Here is a 25,129-nt window from a genome sequence, read left to right as displayed (position 1 = left end):
ATATTAGTAATTTTGATTTCAATCACCCTTATCATTAAAAAATGGATCAAAACAGGCAGATTATTCATATGGATCAGGATGCATTTTTTGTATCTGTAGAAATCAGAAAAAATCCCGGGTTATCCGGTAAGCCGGTAATTATCGGTGGCGGCGGCGACAGAGGGGTAGTTGCTTCCTGTAGTTACGAGGCGCGAAAATATGGCATACATTCTGCAATGCCGGGCAGGACGGCTAAATTATTATGCCCCCAGGCCATATTTTTAAAAGGCGATATGGAAGAATATTCCAAAGCCTCGCATGAGATTACCGAGATAATTGCCGATCAGGTTCCGCTTTTTGAAAAGGCCAGTATTGATGAGCATTATATCGATATGACCGGTATGGACCGCTTCTTTGGCTGCATGAAATTCGCATCTGCACTCCGGCAAACCATTATGAAAGAGCTGCACCTGCCTATTTCCTTTGGCCTGTCGATCAATAAAACCGTAGCTAAAATCGCCACGAACGAATCGAAGCCTGATGGCGAAAGGCAGGTCAGTTTTCCTGAGTTGCGTCCCTTTCTCGATCCTTTGGCTATCCATAAAATTCCGGGCATTGGCCATGCCACCTATAAAAAACTGAGCGAAATGGGGGTTCGCGATATCCGCACACTTACGCAGATCCCGCAACAGCTGATGTTTAAAATTTTGGGGCAGCATGGCTTAAGCTTATGGCAAAAGGCAAACGGGATCGATCTTTCGCCCGTGGTGCCTTACCGCGAAAGAAAATCTATCGGCACACAGGCCACTTTTGAAAGCGATACCATGGATATGGCTAAATTAAAAGCCATTATAACCGGTATGGTCAGTGGGTTAACCTTCCAGCTGCGCAACCAGCAAAAACTCACTGCCTGCATTACCGTAACCGTGCGTTATACCAATTTCGAAACCGTTACCCAACAGGAGCGGATCCCTTATACCTCGCTTGATTCATTTCTGATCAGCAAAGCCCATCGCCTCTTCGAAAAAGTATATGCAAAACGGATGCTGCTGCGCCTGGTAGGCGTAAAACTTTCTCACTTGGTAAGTGGTTACGAACAGATTGGCCTGTATAACGTTGCTGAAGAGGAGTATAGCCTTTGCCAGGCCATGGATAGGGTGCGCAACAGTTATGGTGCCGAAGCAGTGGTAAAGGCCTGTATTGTTACCCAGCCACCCCGCGATGAACAAGGGAAAGTGATCAAATACAACCCGCGTAAAAATAAAAAACTGATCGAAAATGCCGGCGAAACAGAACAGGCGCCTGAAATCAGAAAGCGGTCAAAAATCAGAAGTTTTATGAGGGAGAAGGGAACAACAGGCACCAAATCATACGAGTAATTATGTTTTTAAATGTGCATTCTTCTTATAGCCTTAAATATGGTACACAAAGCATTAGTCAGCTTATTGCTGCCGCACGGCATCTGGGTATTCACCAAATGGTGCTTACTGATATCAATAACTCAGGCGGGGCGGTTGAGTTTATCCGCGAGTGTTACAAACAGGGCATTGCCAAAGAGGCCGATGATATACACAAAGGTAATATCCCTTATCAGATCAAGCCGGTAGCCGGTATCGAATTCCGCGGCGATAATGGTTTACGCTATGTGGGCATTGCCAAAAATAAGGAAGGCATGCGCGAGCTCAATACATTTTTAAGCCACCATCATATCAATCACCTTCCGCTTCCTGAAGCGCCGCCGGCAATGGAAAATGTGTATATCGTTTACCCCTTTTATAAAACGTTCGATAAAACGTTAAAAGCAAACGAATATGTTGGCATCCGTGCAAAACAACTCAATCATTTGTATCAACATCCGCTTTTAAAGCAAAAAGACAAGCTGCTGGTATGGCATCCCGTTACCGTAAGTGATAAAGTTACCTATCGTTTGCATGAGTATTTACGGGCCATTGCACTCAATACCCTTTTAAGCAAGGTTCCTGACGACGAAAAATGTGATCCCGATGAATTTCTCATTCCCGAGGCCGAACTTACCCAGCGGTTTGAGCAGTATCCTTTTATTGTTCAGAATACCCAAAAGCTGATCAACAGCTGCGATTTAAGCGCCTATTTTGAAGATAGTACCGTACCCAGCTCAAAAAACAGGTTTCATTATACCAAAACAGGGGTAGAGGGCGATAAAAAAATGCTCCGCCGGCTGGCCACATTAGGGCTTAAATACCGTTATGGCGAATACCACCAGGAGGCCCTTAAACGGCTGGAAAAAGAACTTCGCATCATCGAACTTAAAAACTTCTGCGCTTATTTCCTCATCACGTTTGATATTGTAAGGTATGCCATCAATAAATGTGGTTTTTACCACGTGGGCCGCGGCTCGGGCGCCAACAGTATGGTTGCCTATTGCTTGCGCATTACCGATGTAGATCCCATTGATCTCGATCTGTATTTCGAACGTTTCCTGCATGAGAAACGAACCAGTCCGCCCGATTTTGATATCGATTTCTCCTGGGATGAGCGGGAGACCATTCAGAAATATATTTTTAAACGTTATCCAAAATGGCATGTTGCGTTTTTGGGTACCATGAGCACTTTTAAAGACCGTGCAGTAATCAGGGAAATTGGTAAGGTTTTGGGGTTGCCTAAAGCAGAAATAGATGGTTTTACCGATCCTGCCAAAGAACGCGAAAATCCGTCGGATGCAACTTACCAGAAGTTGCTGGCTGTACACCGGTACCTCAAGAGTATGCCCAATCAACGTTCTATCCATGCCGGCGGGATTTTGATTTCCCAGGAGCCAATTACCTATTATACCGCGTTAGATATGCCCCCAAAAGGTTTCCCTACGGTGCAATGGGATATGTATGAGGCTGAAGCCATCGGTTATGAAAAGTTCGATATTTTAAGCCAGCGGGGTATCGGGCACATCCGCGAGGCGGTGCAGCTCATTAAACAGAATAAAAATAAAGACATCGATATCCACGATTTCAAAAGCTTTAAAAAAGACCAGAAAGTAAATGCAATCCTTAAGGAAGGGCAGCCCATCGGTTGTTTTTACATCGAATCGCCGGCCATGCGGCAATTGCTCAAAAAACTCAAATGTGATAATTACCTTACCCTCGTGGCCGCCAGTTCCATCATCCGCCCGGGCGTGGCCAGTTCAGGTATGATGAAATCGTATATAGAACGTTACCATGCCCCCGAAAAAGTGGTGTACCTGTGCGATGTGATGAAACAGCAGCTCAGCGAAACCTATGGCGTAATGGTGTACCAGGAAGATGTGATCAAAGTATGCCATTATTTTGCGGGTTTAAATCTGGCTGATGCCGATATCCTGCGTAAAGCCATGAGCGGAAAGTACCGCTCAAAACTGGCTTTTGATGAACTGGTCAATAAATTTTTTGCCTCAGCCAGAAAACAGGGCCATTCAGAAGCGCTTATTACCGAAGTTTGGCGGCAAATCTCCTCTTTTGCCGGTTACAGTTTTTCAAAAGCACATTCGGCCTCCTTTGCTGTTGAAAGTTACCAGAGCCTTTACCTTAAAACCTATTACCCTATGGAGTTTATGGTAGCGGTACTGAATAATTATGGTGGTTTTTACAGCCGCTGGGTTTACGTGTACGAACTGCAGAAAACAGGTGCCAAAGTGCACCTGCCCTGCGTTAACCATAGCGATGAGGTGGTCAATATCAGGGGGGAGGATGTCTACCTCGGCTTTATCGGCATTCAGGGGCTGGAAGAAAAAGTTATTAAAATCATTCCGCAAGAGCGTGCCGCAAATGGTCCGTATCTCCATCTCGAAGATTTTGTAAAGCGGACCTGTATCTCACTGGAACAGGCCATTATCCTCATCAGGCTTGGTGCCCTGCGCTTTACCGGCAAAGATCGTAAAACCCTGCTCTGGGATGTACATCAATACCTGGGTTTTAAACAGAAAAAAGTAAACCATGCCGAACTGTTTAAACTCAGTTATAAAACCTATCAGCTCCCGGCACTGGCAGATTCTGATCTCGAAAATGCCTATACAGAGTTAGAGCTGTTGGGTTATCCGCTCAACTATAACATGTTCGATTTTCTAAAAACACCCTTCCGCGGGGAGGTGATGGCGGCCGATCTGCCCCGGTACCTCGGCCAAACGGTACGGATGGTGGGGAATTATGTATGCGAAAAAACCGTACATACCGTTAAAAATAACAAAATGTGGTTCGGTACCTTTTTAGATGCCAGGGGCGATTTTTTTGATACCACCCATTTCCCCAACACCAGTCCGCAATATCCTTTTAAAGGGAAAGGCTGTTACCTCATTTTAGGCAAAGTGGTAGAGGATTTCGGTTTTCAGAGCATAGAGGTGCTCAGGTTTGCCAAATTAGCGATTCAGCTAAATCCGGTTGCTATTCATTAACAAACAGGTGAGGGGATGGGGCTGAAAATAAAACCATCCAATGGCGTTTTTTATTGTCGCTGTAAAGGTTTCGCCATAAGTTTCCAACCGGAAGTTTATCTAAACGATCTTTTTAAGGTAATTATCATGGTTAAAGGGGAGTGGGGTATGTTAAACTGATTTTGGTAACCCCTGCATAATTGCCCTTTTTCAGTTACTGCTTTTAACCCATCAGCTACCCTCGCCCTAAAAAAATTAACCGCTTGTTGCTTGTGGCTTAAAATTTGATACCATGATCATTATGGAAAACCGCAATAAACCCACAAAGAAAATTTTAACACCTGCTGTTATACACGATGATTTACCCGAGCTAAAAAAACCGGGGCACGGGCAGCAAGTTCCAGATCATCATGCTGATACCTTACCCGAAAATCCCGAAAGAAATTACCACCACGAAGAATTAAAGAGCGTCAGTTCCGGTCACAAAAAAATCAGGCAGGCTGATGATGATGTTTGGAATGGGGAAGATGCTTAGTTTTGGGTGTAAATTATAGGTTTACAGACCCGGGCGATCATTGTAATCAATCCCGCTTAGTAATCATTATGGTACCAATACAGCAGGTGCTTCATTTACTTACGCTACATCCGGTCGGCCAGCTATTCATCACTTTGTAAACTTCCCTCCAGGTATCGCATGTTCAATACCAGTTGCAAGGAAATCTTATTGATTTAAATGCTGTCCGCGCCTAAAGCGCATAAAGAAAATAATTAATACTGATAAATAAGGAAGCGCAAAGAGTACGCCTGGCCACGGCTCGTCCCACATCAATAATAAGGCGAGTAATACCAGTATAAATGGCAGTAGAAAAAAGCTTAAGCCACTCATTAGCGGGCTAATCTTCACCGTATTATTGAGGTTAAACAATATTGGCAGGGTGCCAAAAGCCAGGCAGATATTGAAACCGACTGCAATGCCATAAGGTAAGTTGATAAAATCAGCGTCTGCTGTACCCATTACCTTCATCGTCTGCAAAATAAATACCCCAAGCAAACTTAGTACTGTAGAGATCAGCAAACAATACAGTATCATCATCAGGTATTTCATCATATTGTGCACTAACTTTAATTAGATTTAACAGACCGTTTTAGTAATTGTTTTAGGCGGCTCGGATGGTCAATAACATTAGAAAAGGCTTACGCTAGTTGTGTTTAAAGTTCACCGGTTCAGTTAACCAGCCTGTTAATCAGGTTTGCATGTTAGAGAATAACTTTTAGGTGACCATACTCATACCATGATCTACGAAGTCAATACCATTGCAAACTATGATCAGGCCATTATCCCATATCTGCACTTACCGGTTGGCACTGATTTGGAGCGTATAGACGGAACAAGTGAGTTCAGTGATGATATCGGATAGCCATCATTGCCTATCCAAAACTAAAACCATCCCGTTAAAAGAAAGAAATAGGTTGCAATCCGGATATTCAGAAGTAATGGTATGTGGTACCTGTATAACCCGTCAAACCAAACGTTTCGATTTATAATTAATTAAATCATTTTAAACCGGTGCGCAAAATTCCGAATAGAAGTAGCATATCTAAAAATAAAAATGGCTCTCAGATTTGATCTGAAAGCCATCTTAAGTACCCCGGAAGGGATTCGAACCCCTGACCCACGGTTTAGAAAACCGTTGCTCTATCCAACTGAGCTACCGAGGCCCATTTTTTTAATGAGCTGCAAATATAGAAGTTCTGTTTAATATGTAAAAATATATTTTAAACTATTTAGGGTACACTTTTGCTATTTTAAATAAGTGTTTAAAAAAGAAGCAATTAAAATTAAAGCTTCAGGTTATCAAATCCGTTTTAAATAGCAAAAAGGGCCAATTATCTGGCCATATTCATCAATAATAGCAGGTAGAGGATACTTTTTACTCGCTATTGCCTCACTCATTATAAAAATAAACTTCCTAACCTTACGGTTTCCCTTATCGTTCTGTGGTTTGTTTACCTTAATTTCGATCTGATACTTTAGTAGTGAAGGAAGAATTTACGTGGGTAGATAATTATTTGGGAAATTTGTTTCTGAATTTGAATTGATTAAATTGCATCAATCAATAACGCCTCATCATGAAAGAACCAAATAAACAAGCTCTAATATAATTCGATAAGCAGCTTTACTAAAGCATTGCATTATCTGCATGGCTAATATTGGCTATGTTTTTTATTCTAAGTTTTATAGAATAAATGTTGAGTATTAAATCCCTATTATTATGAAATTCCTCCATACCGCAGACTGGCACATTGGCCAGCTGTTTCACGAATACGACCGCAGCTATGACCATCAGCAGTTTCTGAACTGGCTGATTGATACCTTGCTGGCAGAAAACATTGAAGTCTTGCTGATCAGTGGTGATATTTTCGACAGCTCCAATCCTTCGGCGGCCTCGGTGAGGATGTTTTACCGTTTCCTGAATGAAGCGACCAGAGCCGTACCTCATCTGCAAATTATCATTACGGCGGGAAACCATGACTCTGCAGCACGTTTGGAAGCACCCAAACCTTTACTGGAATCGTCAAATGTACATATTATCGGTTTGGTAGAAAAAGACGTTGACGGAAATATAGATTACGAAAAACTACTGATTAAAATTCCCGATGCTACCGGAGCTGTTAAGGCTTTTTGCCTGGCCATACCGTTCTTGCGGATGGGCGATTATCCTGCCATTGCCGATTGCGCCAATCCTTATACCGAAGGCGTCGCCGCTTTATATCAGGAAGCCTTTGCGTATGCCCAACAATACAGCACGGAAGACCAGACTATTATTGCCATGGGACACCTGCATACCCAGCAGGCAGAGATTACCGATCTGGATAAAACCGAAAGGCTGATCATGGGCGGTGTGGAATGTATTTCAGCGAGTGCTTTTCATCCCGATATCAAATATGTCGCTTTGGGACACATCCACAAAGCGCAGAAAATAGGCGGAAAGGAACACATCCGTTATTGTGGCAGTCCTTTGCCGATGTCCTTTTCAGAAATTCATTATAAACATCAGGTCATTGTTTTTGATTTGGATCAAGAAATCAGTAATTTGAAGGCGATTGAAATTCCGGTATTTGTACCGCTGCAACGGGTTCCGAATCAGCATCAGCCTTTGCATGAAGTCATTGCCCAGTTGGAGCAATTGCCAGATTCGGTTGCAGGCATGGATAACCTCCCTTATCTGCAGGTGCGTGTGTTGCTTGATGGGCCTGAGCCTGCTTTACGCCATAAAATAGAAACCGCCCTGGCTGGTAAAGCGGTACGATTAGCTAAAATTGATGCCCAGTATCCGGCCGCTGCCGCAGCAACACCCGAACTCATCACCGCTGAAAAGCTGAATGAACTGCAGCCCATTGATGTTTTCGGTAAAGCCTACCAAGCCAGATACCAGAGCGAAGTGCCACAGGAAATCATGCAATTGTTCCAACAGGTAGCGCAGGAAGTCAACCAAAACGCCGGATGAGATGAAGATATTAGCCATACGCATCAAAAATTTAGCTTCGCTGGAAGGCACTACTGAAATTGATTTCACGGCAGAACCCTTATGTTCGGCGGGCATCTTTGCCATTACCGGCGCTACGGGAGCCGGAAAATCGACCATACTGGATGCGTTGTGCCTTGCCTTATATGGCAAAACACCGCGGTATCTGCAAGCAAGGGAAACAGGTGTGGAAATCAAAGATGTTCAGGGCAGCACTCTGAGTCAGGGCGATATACGTGGCATTCTGCGTGATGGAACCGCTGATGGATTTGCAGAGGTGGACTTCAGGGGAATCGACGGACAGAACTACCGGGCAACCTGGAGTGTTCGACGGGCCAGAAACCGGGCCGACGGAAGCATGCAGTCGGATTCCGTGACCTTAAAAAACATCTCCAATCAGGTTGATCTTCCAGGAAGAAAAGCCGAAACCTACAGCGAAATTGCAAGGTTGGTCGGCTTAAATTTCGAACAGTTTACCCGTTCAGTATTGCTGGCACAGGGTGATTTTACCGCTTTTATGAAAGCTAATCGGGATGAGAAATCTTCCCTACTTGAAAAGCTGACCGGAACCCATATCTACTCCGAGATTTCCAAGAAGATCTACGAAAAATATAAAGCAGAAGAAGTGCTGCTGCGTGACCTTCAGTTGCAAAAAGAAGGCATTCTAACGTTGAGCGATGAAGAACTACAAACGCTGGCCGCAGATCAGGAGCTTTTGGAGAGGCAGATCACAGACCTGGATAAAGAAATCGAAAGGTTAAACGCAGGAATCAGCTGGTATGAGCAGCTCGCCAAATACAGTCAGGGCCATGATGAAGCCATCCTGATGGTACAGCAGGCAACGGAAAACAAAGATTCCGCCTTACCAAGAAGCAGGCACTTGCGCATGGCCGAACAGGCACAGCAGACCCGAAGCTGGGCAGACGCTTTAGTGCAGTCACAGGAACAACATACCGTTAAAACAACAGTGCTGGCAACGGTAAAGGAAACCCTGATTTCCTTACAGCAACAAAAAGAAAGTCTTGAAAAGCAGCTTCAACAGGCAGAGCATCAACTTTCCTTTCAAAACAAGAACCTTACCGATGCGCTGCCGCTATTGGAGGAGGCCCGCAAACTGGATACCCTGCTGGGAGAGAAAAAACAACAGGTCGACCGACTGCAAGAAGAGGCTGAAAAAGCAGCCGGGCTGAACCGGCAACATAAGGATATCTTAAAAGGAAAACAGCAAGCCTTCACCGATGTTGTTTCCCAGATTGAAAGCATTACGCAATGGCAAACCGAACAGGCAGCCCGAAAACCGATTGCCGAAAACAAAGACCTTATCCTTTCCAAACTGGAAGATGCCCAAAAACTGTTGAAGAACCAAAAAGCTTCTTCCGAAAAATTAGTGGAGTTAAAGGATAAAATCCAGGCGGCTGAAGTGCAACAGAAAACCCTTGCGGACAGCTGGAAAAATCAGCTTCAACTGCTGGACGAAAATCGGAAAACGTATGATTCAAAGTCCGAAGCGTTACGCTCTATTCCGATGGAACGCTTAACCCTCGATAAAACAGAAACCGATCAAAAAGTAGAAGAAACCGTCAGAGCACAGGCGCAGTGGCAGCTTTTGCATTATGCACAGACCGAATGGGAACACTTATGGCAGAAGCAGGTACAGGAACAAGCCGATCATCAGGCAAAACAAGAACTTTTACAACAACTCAAACAAGAACTCCCCTTAGCGAAAGCGGAAAGCAATACCGCAGACCAAATCTTGCAACAAGCCCGTCTCGCATCGGCTGAAAATGTTGAGACACTTAGGGAAGCTTTGGTGGAAGATAAACCCTGTCCGGTATGTGGCAGCACCCATCATCCCTATGCCATACAAAATCCGCAACTGGAAAAAGTGTTGGCCCAATTGGAAAAATCCAGCCAGGAGAAAACGCAATACCATCTCAGCCTCCACAGCCGTCATGATGCGCTGGAACAGGAATGCACAATCCTACAGCAAAATATTCAGCGGCGAAAGGAAGAAATACATGCTAAAGAATCAGCCTTGGCAACCCAAAAGCAAACCTGGGAACAATCTGATATCGCCAAAAATAGTTTGAATATTCCCGATTCCGAAAAATCGGACTGGATCGCAGCGCAATTACAAACCCTTAAAACCAAACAAGCCGATCTCTCTGCCCAGTTACAAGCCTATGCCGGGCAGAAGCAGGAACTGGAAGCCGCAAAAACCGGGATCGACCAACTGAAAGAAAATACCGACACGCTTGCCGGACAGCTGAAAGACCTTCAAAATAGCTTATCGCTTTATGACGAGCAGCAAAGCCAGGCTAAACGTGAACAAGAACTGGCTACCGCCCATCTGGGTGAAATTGAACAGCTTCTTGCACCACACTTTACAACATCCGGCTGGATGAACAACTGGAAAGCAGCCCCGGAAACCTTTGTGGAAAACATCACTGTCTTTGCTCAACAATGGCAAACCCAGGCCGAAAAGCTGGAAGTCCATACCCGGGAAAAAGCCGCTCTCGAAGCCACGCTGAAAGAACTGGAAAACCAGGCCAAAACGCTGGAAACGGAAGCCAATAGTAAAATCGAAATCCACCGTACGCAACAGCAATCGTACGTGGATCTTACTAAACAACGTAAAAACCTATTTGATGGTCAGTCCGCTGATGAAACGGAACTTCAGTTCAAACAGGCGGTTACTAAAGCACAGGAAGATGTAGCGCTACTGAAAACCAAACAGCAACATTTGGCTATCGAACAGACCAAAATCCTCACCCAGCAGGAGGAACTCACGAATGCCCTAACCACATTGGAGAGCGGCATTCAGCAAACTTCCCGCCAATTGCAGGACTGGCTGAACGATTATAATCAAAAGAACGGTCAATCGCTCAATCTGGAAGACCTTCACCAATTACTCGCTTTAGGAAATGACTGGATCGAAAACGAACGGGCGGCATTGCAGGCCATTGATGAGGAACTGACCAGAGCCAACAGCATCCTGACCGAACGGAAAAAGGCTTTAGACAGTCATCAGCAAAACGGTAACGGGGAAATACCGCTTGAAGAACTGATGATCTTGCAGACGACTGCCCGATCAGAAGTGGAAGAAAAGAAGCACAAAAAAGGGAAAACAGTTTCCGCTTGCAGCAGGACGAAGCCCACAAAAACAAGATAGGTGATCTGTTGAGGCGTATTTCGGCACAGGCTACCGTTACCGAAAACTGGGCCAAGCTCAACGATATTATCGGTTCGGCTGACGGGAAGAAATTCCGGCAGATTGCGCAGGAATATACGCTGGATGTACTATTGGGGTATGCCAATATCCATTTACAGGCCCTCACCAGCCGCTACCGGATCGAACGCATTCCGGCATCTCTCGGTTTGCAGGTGGTGGATCAGGACATGGGCGACGAAGTGCGTACCGTGTATTCGCTTTCGGGTGGAGAATCTTTCCTCGTGTCGCTGGCTTTGGCTTTGGGCCTTGCCTCCCTGTCGTCCAGCCGTATGAAAGTGGAATCTTTATTTATCGATGAAGGTTTCGGCTCGCTGGATCCCAACACCCTCAATATTGCTATGGATGCCCTCGAACGCCTCCACAACCAGGGCCGTAAAGTCGGCGTGATCTCCCACGTGCAGGAAATGACCGAACGGATCCCGGTACAGATTAAGGTGAGCAAGCAGCAGAGCGGGAGGAGTAAGGTGGAGGTGATGGGAGTTTAACTATAAAAATTATGTGATTATGAAAATAAAAATTTTAAAAAAGGAAATTCTTTTTATTACTATTCAATATATGTATTGAAAACTAGAAGTTTACCACATATGGTTTAAAATGTATTCCAAACCAATTTCATTATATAATCTATTAAGTTGACTTACATATTTACAAATTAATAAACTCTAATCTATGTTCATATCAAAACTCTCTATCAGAAATTTTAGGAATTTCAAAAATATTAATTTGAATTTTCAAAAGGGTGTAAACACCGTGATTGGTGAAAATGGATCAGGTAAAACTAATATCCTTCATGCTATCAGATTGTTGATAGATGAAAATCTACCTAGAAACATCAAGCTTTATGAGTCTGATTTTAATCGTTGCTTGAACCCATGGAAAGGACATTGGATAATTATTCAAATTGAATTTTCTGATTTGGATGTAAGTGAAGAAGCTCAAGCAATCGCTGTGCATAAAGCCGGAACAATGGATGAGTATGATTCTACTAAGGGAACTTACTCTCTCATATTCCGGCCAAGAGAAAATAAAAGAAAGGAACTATACGAATGTTCTCAGAATTTAGTAGGATCAAAAGTTGAACTTCAAGAAATAATTGATTCAATCACCCTGAATGATTACGAATTAACGTTTAGAGGACGAGGGAATACTGATTTTTCTATTGAAGACAATTATCTCAAATATGTTGGAGATTTTGATAAGATAGAATTTCCAAATCCAGATGATGAATTGGAAGATATATATGGTATTCGTTTATATGGATTTTCAATTCCAAACGAACTCTCTTGTACATTTATAAAGGCTCTAAGAGATGTAGAAGCAGATCTCCGTTCCTATAAAGATAGTCCTCTATTAAGTTTATTAAGAGGTAAAGAAAAAAGTATTGATGTCGCTAAAAAAGATAGTATAATAACTAAGGTAGTAGAGTTGAATAATGAGATAAGTGAATTAGAAGAAGTAAAAAACATTTCAAGTGGCATTGCTAAAAGTGTTAAACAAGCTGTTGGAGAAACGTATGCGCCTAATATCGAAATAAAATCGGAAGTACCATCAGAAATAGAACGTCTATTGCAATCATTAAAACTATGGGTTGGAGATCCGGATGAGCCTGATTATAAAGGCAGAGTTAGCGAATTAAGCTTAGGCGGTGCGAATCTTATTTATCTATCCTTGAAATTATTGGAATACGAAAAAGTAAAAGCATTAGATAAGATTGCTAATTTCTTAATGATAGAAGAACCGGAAGCACATATACATACCCATATTCAAAAAACACTATTTGATAAACTTCATAGTCATAACACACAGGTAATAATCACTACGCATTCAACAAATATTTCGTCGGTAAGTAAGATTAGTTCTGTGAATATATTAAGTCGGTCTAATAAACAAGCTTTAGTATTTAGTCCGTCTAGTGGATTGGAACCATCACAAATTACAGCACTTGAAAGATATTTGGATGCTGTAAGAACTAATTTATTATTCGCTAAAGGAGTGGCATTAGTAGAAGGTGACGCTGAACAAATTTTGATACCTATATTATTTAAAAAGGTATTCGGTCTTTCACTTGATGAAATTGGAGTAAGTCTAATTAATATAGGAAGTACAGGATTCCAGAATATTGCCACCTTATTTCATAACGAACGAGTAAGAAAGAATTGTGCAATTATTACGGATCTCGACAAATCAATTCTTTATCTTCCGGAAGATGAAAATACTGACAATACAGAGGAACGAGCTTGCAGAAATTCTCAAAAATCAGGCGCCAACAGAAAAAAATTATTGGATGAATTTGGTAATGATAATGAATGGGTTAACGCATTTTATGGAGAATATACATTTGAGGTGGAATTTATTAAATCTGGAAATTCATTTGAAGTCACTCAATTAGTAAACGATAATTACAAACGAGATGCTGATAAAAAAAGAATAAACGACTTATTAAATAAAAAAGAGGTTAGTTTATATGGGAGAGAAATTTTGAGATTAGCAAACTCATTTGGTAAAGGTTGGTTTGCATTAATGCTAGAAGATCATATTGATCATTTAACATATATCCCATCATACATTCTTAAAGCTGTTGCGTTTGCTAGCCCCCACATTACGAATCAAATTTTATTCAACATTGCTAAATATAGACTAAAGTCATTAATAGATAGAAGAACTCAAGGGGATGAAGCTGATTATTCAGGTTTACTTCAAGAACTTGAATTATATGAAAATATTGGTGAAGCAATAGAGTTTTACATAAATAAACTGCCTGAAGATCAATTAAGTAAGTTTGTTAAATTCCAAAAATCATGAAATATGTTGGATAATTTAAATGATCAGCAAAGAGATGCGGTGCTTGCGTCTGGGCATGTTTTATTGACTGCTTGCCCTGGTAGTGGTAAAACTAGAGTTTTAGCCTATAAAGTTGCATACGAATTAGATAAAATAACGAAGAGTAAAAAGACTATCGTTGCCTTAACTTTTACTAATAGGGCTGCTGAAGAAATCAAAAAGAGACTTTTAAAAATGGATTTTATTCCAGAAAAATTATGGGCAGGAACCATTCACTCTTTCTGTCTGGAATGGATACTTCGGCCATACGCAAGTTATATAGATGAAATTAAGAATGGATTTGTAATTGCCGATGAATATAAGTCCGAAGAACTACTTTCTTCATTAAAAGAAGATTATGGCTTTGAATGGTGGGAAAGAATTACCACAAGAAGAAATACAGATGGAACATTTGCTGAGCCTAATGTGAAATATCATGATCTTTTGGAAGAGTATCATGATATTTTGATAAGCGAAAAATTAATTGATTTTGATTTGATACTTTATTATGCGTATAAAGTTTTGGATGAATATCCGAAAATTGGAAAGACGCTAAATAATTTATTCCATTTGATCGCAGTAGATGAATATCAAGATACTCAGGAATTGCAATATGCAATCTTATCAAAAATAATTGATGTTTATGATAGCAAAACGTTATTATTTATGGTTGGTGATAAAGATCAGGCTATTTATGGTTCTCTCGGAGGTGTTGCAAAGTCTGTAGAGGCTATAAGTACTCAGTTTGGAAATATAGTTATTTCAGAGTTGGAATTATCTGGAAATTATAGAAGTTCACAAAGAGTTATTGATTATTATAGAAACTATCAAAGTGCAGGGATTAATATAGAATCATTAAGTGAATATGCAGACGAACATGGTTTAATTACTTTTAATAAAAATCTCGATAAAGACGGCTTAGATGAATATATTGCAGGAATCATTCAACAAAATCTTGATAATGGGGTTCCTGAAAATGAAATTTGTGTTTTAGCCCCGCAATGGTGGTTAGTTATACCTATGGGCCGAAAACTAAAAACACTTTTACCAAATGTAAATTTTGATGCTATTGGACTATCCCCATTGTTAAAAAATAAAGAGAATGTTTGGTTTAAGGTTGCAAGATTATTTTTAGTTTCTCCATCTCCTAAAACATATTTCATGAGAGGACGTTGGTCAATTGAATTAATAAATGAACTTGAGAGTCTGGGAATAGAAATTTTAGCTGATAGAGAAAGAAAATCAAAGGCTCTATTAAAACTTATTAATTCAATTTCATCTGAAAAAGAAGATGGATTAGAATACCTAGAAGAATGTTTTGAGTCATTATTGAATTTACTAGATGTAAAAATTGAAAGATCACCTACTTTAAAATTACATTGGGAATATTTTTTCGAAAGTTCTAAAAAGCGTTTGGAAAAACCAGAATTTAACTACGCAAAAGATATCACAAGTTTTAAAAGATTATTTAGCCATACATTAGGTGTAGTTATAAATACCTGTCATGGTATTAAAGGCGAAGAGTTTCATACTGTTATAGCATTTGGTTTGTTACATGGATATATTCCTAACTGGAATGAGTTAGATGCTGTTAATGCTTCAAAAAAACTTCTCTACGTTATTTGCTCCCGGTCTAAAAAACATCTCCATTTAATTGCTGAAGAAGGGAGAAAGACGAAAGGTGGACGTCCTTATTCGATTACAGGCCATCTTCAGGATATTATCTATTCTTATGATTAGGTGTGAGAATTTATACATCACAGGTTTTTATAACTAAAAAAATAAGTATTAACCATTATCTCTAACCAATTAAAATAAAATTCCTATATTTATGACGCGATACACGTTGGAGCTAATCCGACAAATTTTCTTATTAACAACATAGCTCAGGCGATCCGGTGTAAGTCCGGCCTATCTTCGGTTTCCGACGTGTGTCGCAGCGACCTGGGCGTTTATTTTTTTCAACTATGCGACACACGAAAAAAACAACAAAAGTAATCCAGGAGTTACAACCGAACAAAATCTGTAAATGCGGAGCCTGTGAACCCCGAAAACCAAAACTTCCCAACGGAATGAGAAGGTTAAAAATTCAACCGAAGTGTAGAGATTATACTTGGAACAAGTCAATTGTTCCGCAAATCATGTTACAAGGAAAATGGTTGGAGCAAATCGGTTTCGAATGCCATTCACATGTAATCATTACTACCTTACAGGGTAAGTTGGTCATTGAGATTGACAAAGAATAAAATCCAGTAGCCTATCGGCAACATCGTTGGTAGGCTGCTTTAAAATGGTTGATAAACCATTTGCCGACAAATCCAATAGTTACAACCATCTGAAACAACAATGAGAAATCCAAAAAAAAACAGCTGACGACCTGATCTGGATAAAAGGATTGATACAGCAATGTAATGCTAAAAATTGTTAAATTCGTAATAGAGAATATGTGAGTAGAACAATTACGACAACGGTCGTCTAAAGCGAAAACACTTTTTTATTATCTTTGTATTAATAAATAACGACAGAAAATGAAAACAGCAGATATAAATATCAACTTGATAGACAGTTACTTTACCTTGCTGAAAAGTTTAAGTCCAGACAATAAGTTGGAACTGATCGCCCGACTGTCAAAATCAATGAAAACGACAAAAAAGAAAGAAAAAGAAATTTCTTTGGATGCGTTATATGGCTCCTGGGAATCTGACCAAACCGCCGATGAATTGGTTGCAGAACTTAAAGCAGCAAGAAACTTTACCAGAAAAAGAGAAGAGTTGTGAAAAAATACTTGCTCGACACCAATATATGCATTTATTTCATCAAAGGAAAGTTTGATCTGCACAAAAAAATAAAAGCTATAGGCGAAGAAAACTGCTTTGTGTCTGAAGTTACCGTAGCAGAACTTAAATTTGGTGTTGAAAACAGCATTCACAAAGAAAATAATCGTAAAAACACAGAAGCATTTATAGCAAAGTTTATCATTCTTCCCATCTTTCCTGTTCTCGACATTTATGCAAAAGAAAAAGCCCGACTGAGAACCAAAGGCCGCATGTTAGACGATTTTGATTTGCTGATCGGAACAACAGCTGTTTTCAATAACCTGACCCTGGTAACAAAAAACGTAAGCGATTTTGACCGACTTGACGGAATTGTTATTGAAGATTGGACAACTTAATCATAACCTAGCAGATGTTAAGGTATATTGCCAAAAAATGAGCTGAGCGGTTTTGATTGAGCATTTTGCAAAGTTTAACCCTGATCATGCTATTGAAGTTTTGATCTGGAAATCTCCTCTTTACGTGAGCGGAGCATTAAAAAAGATATGGAACAAAATTAAAAAGCTCTTTTAAAACTTTCAAAGGGAGATAGAAGAGCTTTACCACATAATTTCTATCTTAACCATGAACTACGAAAAAGCGCTCTCCCTCTACAAAAACGACAAAACCCTCCAGCTCCTCCGGGCGGAACATTTCCCGTTACTGGTGAGCTTTTTCCATTTGGTTTTCAAACAGCAGGACAGGATTTGGTACCTGCAAAGCGAATTGCAAAGCATCCTGGGCGATTACCTCTTTTCCCTCCAAAGGCAAGGCATTGAAGATTACCAGAAAGCACCGGTAGATTATTTACAGAAATGGGCCGAGCAGGGTTATCTGCGCCGCTATTACGAAAGGGCCGACGAACCCGTGTACGAACTTTCGCCGGCGACGGAAAATGCACTCAAATGGCTCGAAGACCTGAACAAACAACAATTTGTAGGTACCCACAGTCGCCTCATCCAGTTTTTCCGTTTGCTCCAGCAGATCGTGAACACTACCTCCGGACCTTACGAACGCATCCAGCAGCTGCAGGAAGAGCGCCGGAAGATTGACGAAGAAATCGAACAGATCCGCTTGGGAAATTTCGAGCAACCTTCCGATACCCAGCTCAAGGAAAATTACTTTCTGGCCGAAGAAACTGCCAAGCGTTTACTGTCGGATTTCCGGCAGGTGGAAGAAAATTTCAGGGAACTCGATACCCAGACCCGCCAGACCATTATCAAAAGCAGCCTGGCCAAAGCCGATCTGCTCGACAATGTCTTTCAGCAGCAGGATTTTTTGTGGAACACCGATCAGGGCAAAAGTTTTAAAGCGTTCTGGGAGTTTCTCATGAGCGAGCAGATGCAGGAAGAACTCGAAGAATTGCTGGATAAGATCAATGCCATCCCCGCGATTGTCGAAATCAAAAAAGAACAAACCGTAGATAGGATCAAAACCAACCTTGTGGATGCCGGAGACAAGGTAAACCGGAGCAACGACGGACTGATTGAACAGCTTCGGAAATTTGTAGAGCAAAAGAACCTTTCCGAAAGCCGGCACATCCTGCAAAGTATCGAACAGATTGAAAGCCTGCTGCTCGAACATAAAGAATCGCTTGATCAGCAAGCCGTGTGGATGGAAATCAATGACGTTTTCAAACCTTCCTTTACCATGGATCGACCGCTTTTTACCCCGCCGGTGAAAGTGGCCTTTGCAGCCACGGAAATTGCTGACGGCGTGGCCTCGGCGGATACCGACCTGCTGTTTGAACAGTTTTATGTCGACATAGAACTTCTCCGCAACAACGTAAAAACTCTGCTGAAAAACCGTTCGCAGGTAGCGCTTTCGGATCTGCTCTATCAGTATAAGCCTACCAAAGGCGTTGCCGAAATATTAGGCTACATGCAGATCGCCACCAACGAAGAAAAACATGTCGTCAACCGTGAACAATCTGAATACCACATCATTGAAAACCAAAGCACCGGAAAAACCTATCGCATGCAAACCCCGGTCATCATCTTTAACCGATAAACATGGAATACCGCTACTCCACCAGCCTCATTGCCTTATTGAAAGGAATCGTTTACAGCCACCAGAAAGAAACCTGGGAAAACCTGCTGCAGTACGAAGCCGATGTGAAGAAATATTTTATCCCGATCGGACTGGAACTCTTCCTGGACAAGAGCGAAGGTTACGCCTTTCTCCGCCAGAAAGAATGGGAAGACGATGAAAAGCCCCTGCCGAGAATGGCCGATAAACGATCGCTCAATTTTATGACCTCTTTAGTCTGTATCGTCCTGAGAAAGTTTTTACTGGAACACGATGCACAGGGCGGCTCGGTACGTTCCATCATCAGCGAACAGGAGATCATTAACCGGGTGAAAGTATTTTTACCTAACGCTAATGACGAAGCCAAACAACAGGAAAAAATCAATACCGCTATTAATAAAGTGGTCGACATTGGTTTCCTGAGAAAGCTGGAAGACCATGAAAAAAACTATGAAATACACCGCATCATCAAAGGTTTTGTAAACGCCGATGTGATTGACGAAACCTTACAGAAGTTCCGGAATTATGCCGCTGAAAAAAATACCAACGATTAATTTTGAAAAAAATGAAAGCCAACATACAATCTCATAATCCACCATTGTTCCATGCCGTGGCTCAAATTATAGAGGCGGCCAGAACGGCAACCTACCGCAGTACCAATAGCATTTTGCTTAAAATGTATTGGGAGATCGGCCAATTAATTGTTGAAGATGAACAACAGGGAAAAAGTAGAGCGGCCTATGGAAGAAACGTACTGAAGAAGCTGGCTGAACAATTGACAATTGCGTTCGGCAAAGGCTTCAATGAACGTAACCTAAACAACATGAGGGCGTTTTTCCAGGCTTTCCAAATTTGGAACGCAGTGCGTACCGAATTGAGCTGGACACATTACAGGATAATCAGCAGGGTTGAAAATCAAAAACTCAGGCTGCAATATGTCGACTATGCCATTGAAGGTAATTGGAATACCCGGACACTCCAACGTAATATCGACAGTCAGTATTTAGGCCGCTTATTGAAAACATCCGATAAACCGGCAAAGGAACCGCAAAAGGCAGATCATTTTATCAAAGACCCTTATATTTTTGAATTTTTAGGTTTATCAACCGATCCTAAACAAAATGAACTGCAGATTGAAACCGCACTGATCACACATCTGCAAAAGTTTCTGATGGAGCTGGGGAAAGGTTTCGCCTTTGTAGCCAGACAGCAGCATATCGTAACTGACACTTCAGATTTTTTTATTGATCTTGTTTTTTATAATTACTACCTGAAGTGTTTTGTACTGATTGATTTGAAAACCAATAAATTATCTCACGAAGCCATCGGCCAGATGGATATGTATGTACGCATGTACAACGACCTGAAAAAAGGAGCCGACGATAACCCTACCGTTGGCATCATCCTTTGCACCGAAAAAGATGAAACCATCGTTAAATACTCGGTATTGGCAGAAAATGAGAAACTTTTTGCCAGCAAATACCGGCTTTACCTGCCGGATGAAGAGGAACTGAAACAACTGATAGAAGCCGATCAGGTACGTATAGAACTGGATAGGGAAAATCAGACTAAACAATAAGCACCGTTATGGAAGAACTATTTGATACCCATCCGGAAGACTTCAGCCTGTCCGGCTACCGCCTGCAATACCTCGAAGTGCTTAACTGGGGAACCTTTAACCAGGTGCGCTGGCAGATCCAGCCTAACGGACAAAATGCCCTGCTGACAGGCGATATCGGTTCAGGGAAATCCACTCTTGTAGACGCTCTGACCTGCCTGCTCGTCCCGCACCATAAAATCATCTTCAATAAAGCCGCCGGTGCCGAGGGGAAAGAGCGCAACCTGCTGAGCTACGTGCGAGGAGAATTTAAAAAAGAAAAGGAAGAAATCACCAAAACGGCGAAGAAGGTTTACCTGCGTCCGGAAGATCATACCTATTCCGTTATTATCGGGAATTTTTACAACCAGGGTTATAACGAACACATTTGTCTGGCCCAGTTTTTCTGGATCGGCAAAGAGGGAAAAGTAGAAAAACTGCTCATCATCGGAACAATCCCTTTAACCATTAAAGACCATTTCCAGCATTTCGGCGATATCAATGAGCTGCGGAAGAACCTCCGCAACACACCAGGTGTACAATTGTTCAACGATAATTTCTCGCAATACAGCGAGCATTTCCGCCGGCTTTTCGGCATGAACAGCGATAAAGCGATCGATTTGTTTTATCAGACCGTTTCCATGAAATCCGTCAGCAGCCTGACCGATTTTGTCCGCGAACAGATGCTGGAAAAAACCGATGTCAAAGAACAGATTGATGCCCTGCTCAAACGCTTCGACGACCTTAACAAAGCCCACGCCGCTGTAGTAAACACCCGCGAACAATATCAAATCCTGAAACCATTGGCCGAAGCCAGTGAAAATTACGACAAGGTTAGTCGGGAAATTGAAGACATAGAGGCCATGCTGGAAGTCATGCCGGTATGGTTTGCGGAAAAGAAATGGGAACTGTTGGAACAGGCGATCGATGAAACCCGCTACGAACTCGCAAAAGCAGAACAACAGCAACGCACCATTACACAGGAGCTGGAAGCCTGGGAAGAACGCCGGCAAACAATTATACAGGACATCGCCAATAATGGCGGAACACGAATTGAACAGATTGCCACAGAGATCAGGCGGCACGAGCAGGACAAAGAAACCAAGCAAAAGGAATTTGATGATTATGATCGTCTCGCTTTACAGACTGGGTTGGCAAGCATAAAGCACGAAAAAGACTTTCAGAACAACATTAGTCGGGCCAATGAATTGATTGAAAACTGCGGCCGTTTAGAAGAAGAATTAAGAGAGCAGCGGGACAATCAGGTGACTGACCTGCGAAAACAGGAAGCGGAATATCACGCAGAGCGAAAAGAACTGCAATCGCTCAAAGAACGTAAAACACAGATCCCGGCCTGGCTGGTGGCTTTTCGGTCGCAACTCTGTGCTGATTTAAGGATTGACGAGGAAGATTTGCCTTTCGCGGGGGAATTGCTGAAAGTGAATGAACAGGAAGGCCAATGGGAAGGCGCTATCGAAAAACTGCTCCGTGATGCCGGCATCAGCTTACTCGTTCCCGGAAAGCATTACCGGAGCGTAAGCCATTATGTCAACAACAATCCGTTAAAAGGTGCTGATGGAAGGGGTATCAAACTAACCTATTTGGAAGCGGACTTGAATGGCAGTAGCCGAATCCTTAAAGAATTGGATGAAGACAGCATAACATACAAAATAGACATCAAACCTGAAACGCCCTTTTACGATTGGCTGGAAAATTACCTGCAACGCAGCTTTGGCGATTATATTTGCACCGATGTGGATGGTTTACAACATGTTCCTTTCGGTATCACCCGGCAAGGGCTGATCAAGAGTGGTCGCATCCGCCATACCAAAGACGACCGCAAACGCATTGATGACCGACGAAATTATGTATTGGGCTGGAGCAATGCCGAAAAAATAAAAGTACTGGAAAGTTCGGTCGATAAGTTGGAACGTACGATTCATGAATTAAAAACCACGCTAAAGGATATTGAAGAGAAAGGACAAAAAAACAGCGAACAGAAACAACTGCTGGGGTTTTTGCTTTACGTAAAAGATTTTTCCCGCATTAACTGGCAGTATCATGTTTCCAAAATCTATGAACTGGAACAGGAACGCAATCAATTGCTGAATAACAATGATAAGCTTGCCGAGCTGCAACGCAACAAAAGTGAAGTGGATCAGCAGATTTCGGATGGAAAGTCTCGACAAAACCAACTCACGGAAGACATTGGCGGTTTTAAAACAAAAATTCAGGGTTATCAGGAGCAGCAGGGACATGCATTGCACCAAACACAACAGCTAGCACCTCATCTGAAAGAAAAGTGGTATCCGCTGATTGACGAAAAACTGAATAATGTAAAAGTCAACCTCAGGGGCATAGAAAATCGGCAGGAAGAATTCCGCAAGCAATTTCAGGGTGAAAACGGCGAATTGAAAAAGCTTCGCTTACGCCAGGCCGGTTACCGCACCCATATTGAAAAAAGGATGCGTGAAATCAAGGAACATTCCCGGGCCGAATATAGTGAAGTTACCGACAGCATCGATGCCCGTGCAGAATACATTAAAAAGTTCAGACAGCTGGAATCTGAAGATCTGAAACGGCATGAAGAGCGCTTCAAGGAGGAACTGAATAAAAACGTGATCAACAGCATTGCCGTGTTCGACAGCCAATTGCAGAAACACGAAAAAGACATCAAACAGAAAATCCGGATCATTAACGAACACCTTTCGGAAATTGTGTATAATGCCGTGCAGGATACCTACATCACCATTTTAATGGATGCCACCCCTAATAAAGAAGTACGGCTTTTCAGGGAAGAATTGAAAAAATGCTATATCCATTCCTTTAGCAGCCACAATGATTTATACACCGAGGAAAAATACGAACAGGTGAAAAGGATCTTGGACCGCTTTGCCAGCATGGAAAATGCAGACCGCGACTGGACCTCAACCGTTACGGATGTGCGCCAGTGGTTTGAGTTTAACGCCAGCGAACGTTACCGCTCAGATGGTACGGAAAAAGAATTTTATGAAGGTTCAGGCGGAAAAAGCGGCGGACAGAAGGAGAAACTGGCCTACACCATCCTGGCCAGTGCTTTGGCCTATCAGTTTGGGTTGCAGTTCGGAGAGCGAAAAAGCAAAAGTTTCCGTTTCGTAGTGATTGATGAAGCCTTCGGCAGAGGCAGCGACGAAAGTACCCGTTACGGACTGGAGTTGTTTAAAAAATTGAATCTCCAACTGCTGATCGTTACGCCACTGCAGAAAATCCATGTGATAGAAGGACATGTCAATTCCTTTCACTTTGTGAGCAACCGCGAAGGCAACAACTCGCAGGTAAGTAATTTCACCAAAGAAGAATATGAGAGCGAACGCGATAAACATAACGGAATTTTCAATAACACACCCGAAATATGATCAGTCCGGCAGAAATTAAAAAACAGGCATTGAAATGGTGGAAGCCCTTGTTGCAAAGCCATATTATGGAAGAATCCTTTTTCCCGAAGATAATAGACCGTATCGGGAAAGTAAAATCGGGACATATTACCGAACGGTTTGAAGTCCTGCAAAAGGAAATAGAAGAATTATACCGCCATTCGAAAAATCAAACCGGTAAAGGCTACCTCGTGCAGACCGCCGGTAGGAATTTCAGGCGGACAGGCAGCCATGATTTGCCGGATAGCGTAGTTTTTGAAACGATTGATGATTATCTCTATGTTATTGGCTGTGCAAAGGAATGGCGACTATTTATAGCCAATTATAACACCATTATCGATACTATTCCAGGATTGAAAGACTGGACCTTGAACAATTGCTTATGGTTAACAAAAGGAGAAATCAGCTGGAATGATGTGCTGAAGGTTTGCCGATATTTTATAGAGACACCCCGGCCCAATCTTTACCTGCGGCAGCTGCCCATCGAGATCCATACCAAATTTATTGAAGAAAACAATGCGTTGATTCAATCCTTACTCGATTTCCTGATTCCCGATCATGTGCGTTCAGCCCAACAAAAGCGTTTCGCCGAACGGTTCTTTTTGCGGTACGATGAGCCATTGGTCAGGCTCCGCTTTCTGGATGAAAACCCACATCCGGATTTCAAGTTCAGGGATATCAGCATTCCACTATCTGATTTCGAAGCCCTTGAACTTCCGGTGGAAAATATCCTGATTGCCGAAAATAAAATGAATTTTTTAACCTTACCGCTATTAGAATCCACCGTTGCCATATGGAACGGCGGCGGCTTTAATATTGCTTACCTGAAAAATGCGCTTTGGCTTTCAGACAAAAAAGTCCTGTACTGGGGCGATATTGATGAACATGGCTTTCAGATCCTGCATCAGCTACGCTCGTACCATCCGCATGCCCAAAGCGTTATGATGGACCGGACGACTTTTGAAACTTTCCAAAACTACGCCGTAAGCGGCGCCAGAAACCAATCCCAAAATCTCAACCTCCTAACCAAAGAGGAGAACGATCTTTTCCAGTATTTAAAGACTTTGGAAAAAAACAGGCTGGAGCAGGAGAAAATTCCGCAGGTGTATGTGGATGGGTGTCTAAAGAACGTGATGGAAATAGAAAGTAATTGACTTTTTTGGATTAATAATCATCCGAATTTTCACCCGTTTTTAAAATAGACATTTTTTTTGATCCCGACCATGATTTTAGATTTTAGTTGGCCGTTTTGATGCAGAATTTTTGATCCAGAATATCCGAAAGGGAAACCGTAATTTATCATGTTTGATCCTGATTAATTTTGAGCCCGGAGCCTTAAAAG

Annotated in this window: 18 protein-coding genes and 1 tRNA gene; 17 read left to right on the top strand and 2 right to left on the bottom strand. The window is 42.0% G+C overall.

Translation table 11 applies throughout. The features are described 5' to 3' along the window. Positions 1-41 precede the first annotated feature (41 nt). From dinB to DV942_RS02735, 3 genes are all read left to right on the top strand, one after another. Positions 42-1,358 carry a DNA polymerase IV gene (gene dinB, locus DV942_RS02745; protein WP_145855120.1) on the top strand — a complete coding sequence of 439 codons (1,317 nt, stop codon included), beginning with the start codon at positions 42-44 and terminating at the stop codon, positions 1,356-1,358. A 2-nt stretch (positions 1,359-1,360) separates the two neighbouring features. Continuing rightward, positions 1,361-4,378, top strand: a complete 3,018-nt coding sequence (locus DV942_RS02740) for a DNA polymerase III subunit alpha (RefSeq protein ID WP_145855118.1) — start codon at positions 1,361-1,363, stop codon at positions 4,376-4,378. A 271-nt stretch (positions 4,379-4,649) separates the two neighbouring features. Continuing rightward, positions 4,650-4,892, top strand: a complete 243-nt coding sequence (locus tag DV942_RS02735) for a hypothetical protein (protein WP_145855116.1) — start codon at positions 4,650-4,652, stop codon at positions 4,890-4,892. 186 nt (positions 4,893-5,078) lie between these two features. Here DV942_RS02735 and DV942_RS02730 read toward each other — a convergent pair whose 3' ends face one another. Further along, positions 5,079-5,465 carry a hypothetical protein gene (locus DV942_RS02730; protein ID WP_145855112.1) on the bottom strand — a complete coding sequence of 129 codons (387 nt, stop codon included), beginning with the start codon at positions 5,463-5,465 and terminating at the stop codon, positions 5,079-5,081. Positions 5,466-5,649: 184 nt separating this feature from the next. Here DV942_RS02730 and DV942_RS02725 point away from each other — a divergent pair, with 184 nt between their 5' ends. Then, positions 5,650-5,775, top strand: a complete 126-nt coding sequence (locus DV942_RS02725) for an immunity protein Imm33 domain-containing protein (RefSeq protein WP_145855110.1) — start codon at positions 5,650-5,652, stop codon at positions 5,773-5,775. A 227-nt stretch (positions 5,776-6,002) separates the two neighbouring features. Here DV942_RS02725 and DV942_RS02720 read toward each other — a convergent pair. Further along, a tRNA-Arg gene (locus DV942_RS02720) sits at positions 6,003-6,076 on the bottom strand. A 554-nt stretch (positions 6,077-6,630) separates the two neighbouring features. On the opposite strand from DV942_RS02720, the gene DV942_RS02715 reads away from it, so the two are divergent. The 13 genes from DV942_RS02715 (at position 6,631) to DV942_RS02655 (ending at position 24,941) form a co-directional block, all read left to right on the top strand. Beyond that, entirely contained in the window at positions 6,631-7,866 is a 1,236-nt protein-coding gene (locus DV942_RS02715) for an exonuclease SbcCD subunit D (protein WP_145855108.1), read from the top strand. Position 7,867: 1 nt separating this feature from the next. Then, positions 7,868-11,056, top strand: coding sequence for an AAA family ATPase (locus DV942_RS02710; RefSeq protein ID WP_145855106.1), 3,189 nt, complete (start codon positions 7,868-7,870; stop codon positions 11,054-11,056). After that, a complete protein-coding gene (locus DV942_RS02705) occupies positions 11,023-11,601 on the top strand; it encodes an SbcC/MukB-like Walker B domain-containing protein (protein ID WP_222431152.1) in 579 nt (192 codons plus the stop codon). Before DV942_RS02710 ends, DV942_RS02705 begins: the two co-directional genes overlap by 34 nt. A 184-nt stretch (positions 11,602-11,785) precedes the next feature. Then, positions 11,786-13,918, top strand: a complete 2,133-nt coding sequence (locus DV942_RS02700; protein WP_145855102.1) for an ATP-dependent nuclease — start codon at positions 11,786-11,788, stop codon at positions 13,916-13,918. A gap of 3 nt (positions 13,919-13,921) precedes the next feature. Then, on the top strand, positions 13,922-15,676 hold the full coding sequence (locus DV942_RS02695) for a UvrD-helicase domain-containing protein (RefSeq protein WP_145855100.1): 1,755 nt from the start codon (positions 13,922-13,924) through the stop codon (positions 15,674-15,676). A gap of 227 nt (positions 15,677-15,903) precedes the next feature. Next, positions 15,904-16,182: a SymE family type I addiction module toxin gene (locus DV942_RS24120; RefSeq protein ID WP_403001349.1), complete on the top strand. Its 279-nt coding sequence runs from the start codon at positions 15,904-15,906 to the stop codon at positions 16,180-16,182. A gap of 282 nt (positions 16,183-16,464) precedes the next feature. After that, on the top strand, positions 16,465-16,713 hold the full coding sequence (locus DV942_RS02685; protein ID WP_145855098.1) for a hypothetical protein: 249 nt from the start codon (positions 16,465-16,467) through the stop codon (positions 16,711-16,713). Next, on the top strand, positions 16,710-17,108 hold the full coding sequence (locus DV942_RS02680) for a type II toxin-antitoxin system VapC family toxin (protein ID WP_145855096.1): 399 nt from the start codon (positions 16,710-16,712) through the stop codon (positions 17,106-17,108). Before DV942_RS02685 ends, DV942_RS02680 begins: the two co-directional genes overlap by 4 nt. Before the next feature lie 226 nt (positions 17,109-17,334). Next, a complete protein-coding gene (locus tag DV942_RS02675; RefSeq protein WP_145855094.1) occupies positions 17,335-18,759 on the top strand; it encodes a DUF3375 domain-containing protein in 1,425 nt (474 codons plus the stop codon). A gap of 2 nt (positions 18,760-18,761) precedes the next feature. Continuing rightward, complete coding sequence (locus DV942_RS02670; protein ID WP_145855092.1) at positions 18,762-19,331, top strand: DUF4194 domain-containing protein; 570 nt, start codon at positions 18,762-18,764, stop codon at positions 19,329-19,331. 11 nt (positions 19,332-19,342) lie between these two features. Further along, the gene (locus tag DV942_RS02665) at positions 19,343-20,356 is read left to right on the top strand and encodes a PDDEXK nuclease domain-containing protein (protein ID WP_145855090.1); all 1,014 of its coding nucleotides are present in this window, start codon (positions 19,343-19,345) and stop codon (positions 20,354-20,356) included. A gap of 8 nt (positions 20,357-20,364) precedes the next feature. After that, positions 20,365-23,769, top strand: coding sequence for an ATP-binding protein (locus DV942_RS02660; RefSeq protein ID WP_145855088.1), 3,405 nt, complete (start codon positions 20,365-20,367; stop codon positions 23,767-23,769). Further along, positions 23,766-24,941 (top strand): Wadjet anti-phage system protein JetD domain-containing protein, encoded by a 1,176-nt coding sequence (locus tag DV942_RS02655; protein ID WP_145855086.1) that lies wholly within the window; start codon positions 23,766-23,768, stop codon positions 24,939-24,941. The genes DV942_RS02660 and DV942_RS02655 overlap by 4 nt, the downstream gene beginning before the upstream one ends. Positions 24,942-25,129: the final 188 nt, after the last annotated feature.

Origin of the sequence: Pedobacter suwonensis, from assembly GCF_007833675.1 — a bacterium.
Lineage (GTDB): Bacteria > Bacteroidota > Bacteroidia > Sphingobacteriales > Sphingobacteriaceae > Pedobacter > Pedobacter suwonensis.
The sequence above is the reverse complement of the archived record's forward strand: the minus strand, read 5'-3'. Positions and strand labels throughout refer to the sequence as shown.

Coding starts and splice junctions, on each gene's coding strand:
- dinB (WP_145855120.1), top strand. CDS start 42: ATGGATCAAAACAGGCAGATTATTCATATGGATCAGGATGCATTTTTT.
- DV942_RS02740 (WP_145855118.1), top strand. CDS start 1,361: ATGTTTTTAAATGTGCATTCTTCTTATAGCCTTAAATATGGTACACAA.
- DV942_RS02735 (WP_145855116.1), top strand. CDS start 4,650: ATGATCATTATGGAAAACCGCAATAAACCCACAAAGAAAATTTTAACA.
- DV942_RS02730 (WP_145855112.1), bottom strand. CDS start 5,465: ATGATGAAATACCTGATGATGATACTGTATTGTTTGCTGATCTCTACA.
- DV942_RS02725 (WP_145855110.1), top strand. CDS start 5,650: ATGATCTACGAAGTCAATACCATTGCAAACTATGATCAGGCCATTATC.
- DV942_RS02715 (WP_145855108.1), top strand. CDS start 6,631: ATGAAATTCCTCCATACCGCAGACTGGCACATTGGCCAGCTGTTTCAC.
- DV942_RS02710 (WP_145855106.1), top strand. CDS start 7,868: ATGAAGATATTAGCCATACGCATCAAAAATTTAGCTTCGCTGGAAGGC.
- DV942_RS02700 (WP_145855102.1), top strand. CDS start 11,786: ATGTTCATATCAAAACTCTCTATCAGAAATTTTAGGAATTTCAAAAAT.
- DV942_RS02695 (WP_145855100.1), top strand. CDS start 13,922: ATGTTGGATAATTTAAATGATCAGCAAAGAGATGCGGTGCTTGCGTCT.
- DV942_RS24120 (WP_403001349.1), top strand. CDS start 15,904: ATGCGACACACGAAAAAAACAACAAAAGTAATCCAGGAGTTACAACCG.
- DV942_RS02685 (WP_145855098.1), top strand. CDS start 16,465: ATGAAAACAGCAGATATAAATATCAACTTGATAGACAGTTACTTTACC.
- DV942_RS02675 (WP_145855094.1), top strand. CDS start 17,335: ATGAACTACGAAAAAGCGCTCTCCCTCTACAAAAACGACAAAACCCTC.
- DV942_RS02670 (WP_145855092.1), top strand. CDS start 18,762: ATGGAATACCGCTACTCCACCAGCCTCATTGCCTTATTGAAAGGAATC.
- DV942_RS02665 (WP_145855090.1), top strand. CDS start 19,343: ATGAAAGCCAACATACAATCTCATAATCCACCATTGTTCCATGCCGTG.
- DV942_RS02660 (WP_145855088.1), top strand. CDS start 20,365: ATGGAAGAACTATTTGATACCCATCCGGAAGACTTCAGCCTGTCCGGC.
- DV942_RS02655 (WP_145855086.1), top strand. CDS start 23,766: ATGATCAGTCCGGCAGAAATTAAAAAACAGGCATTGAAATGGTGGAAG.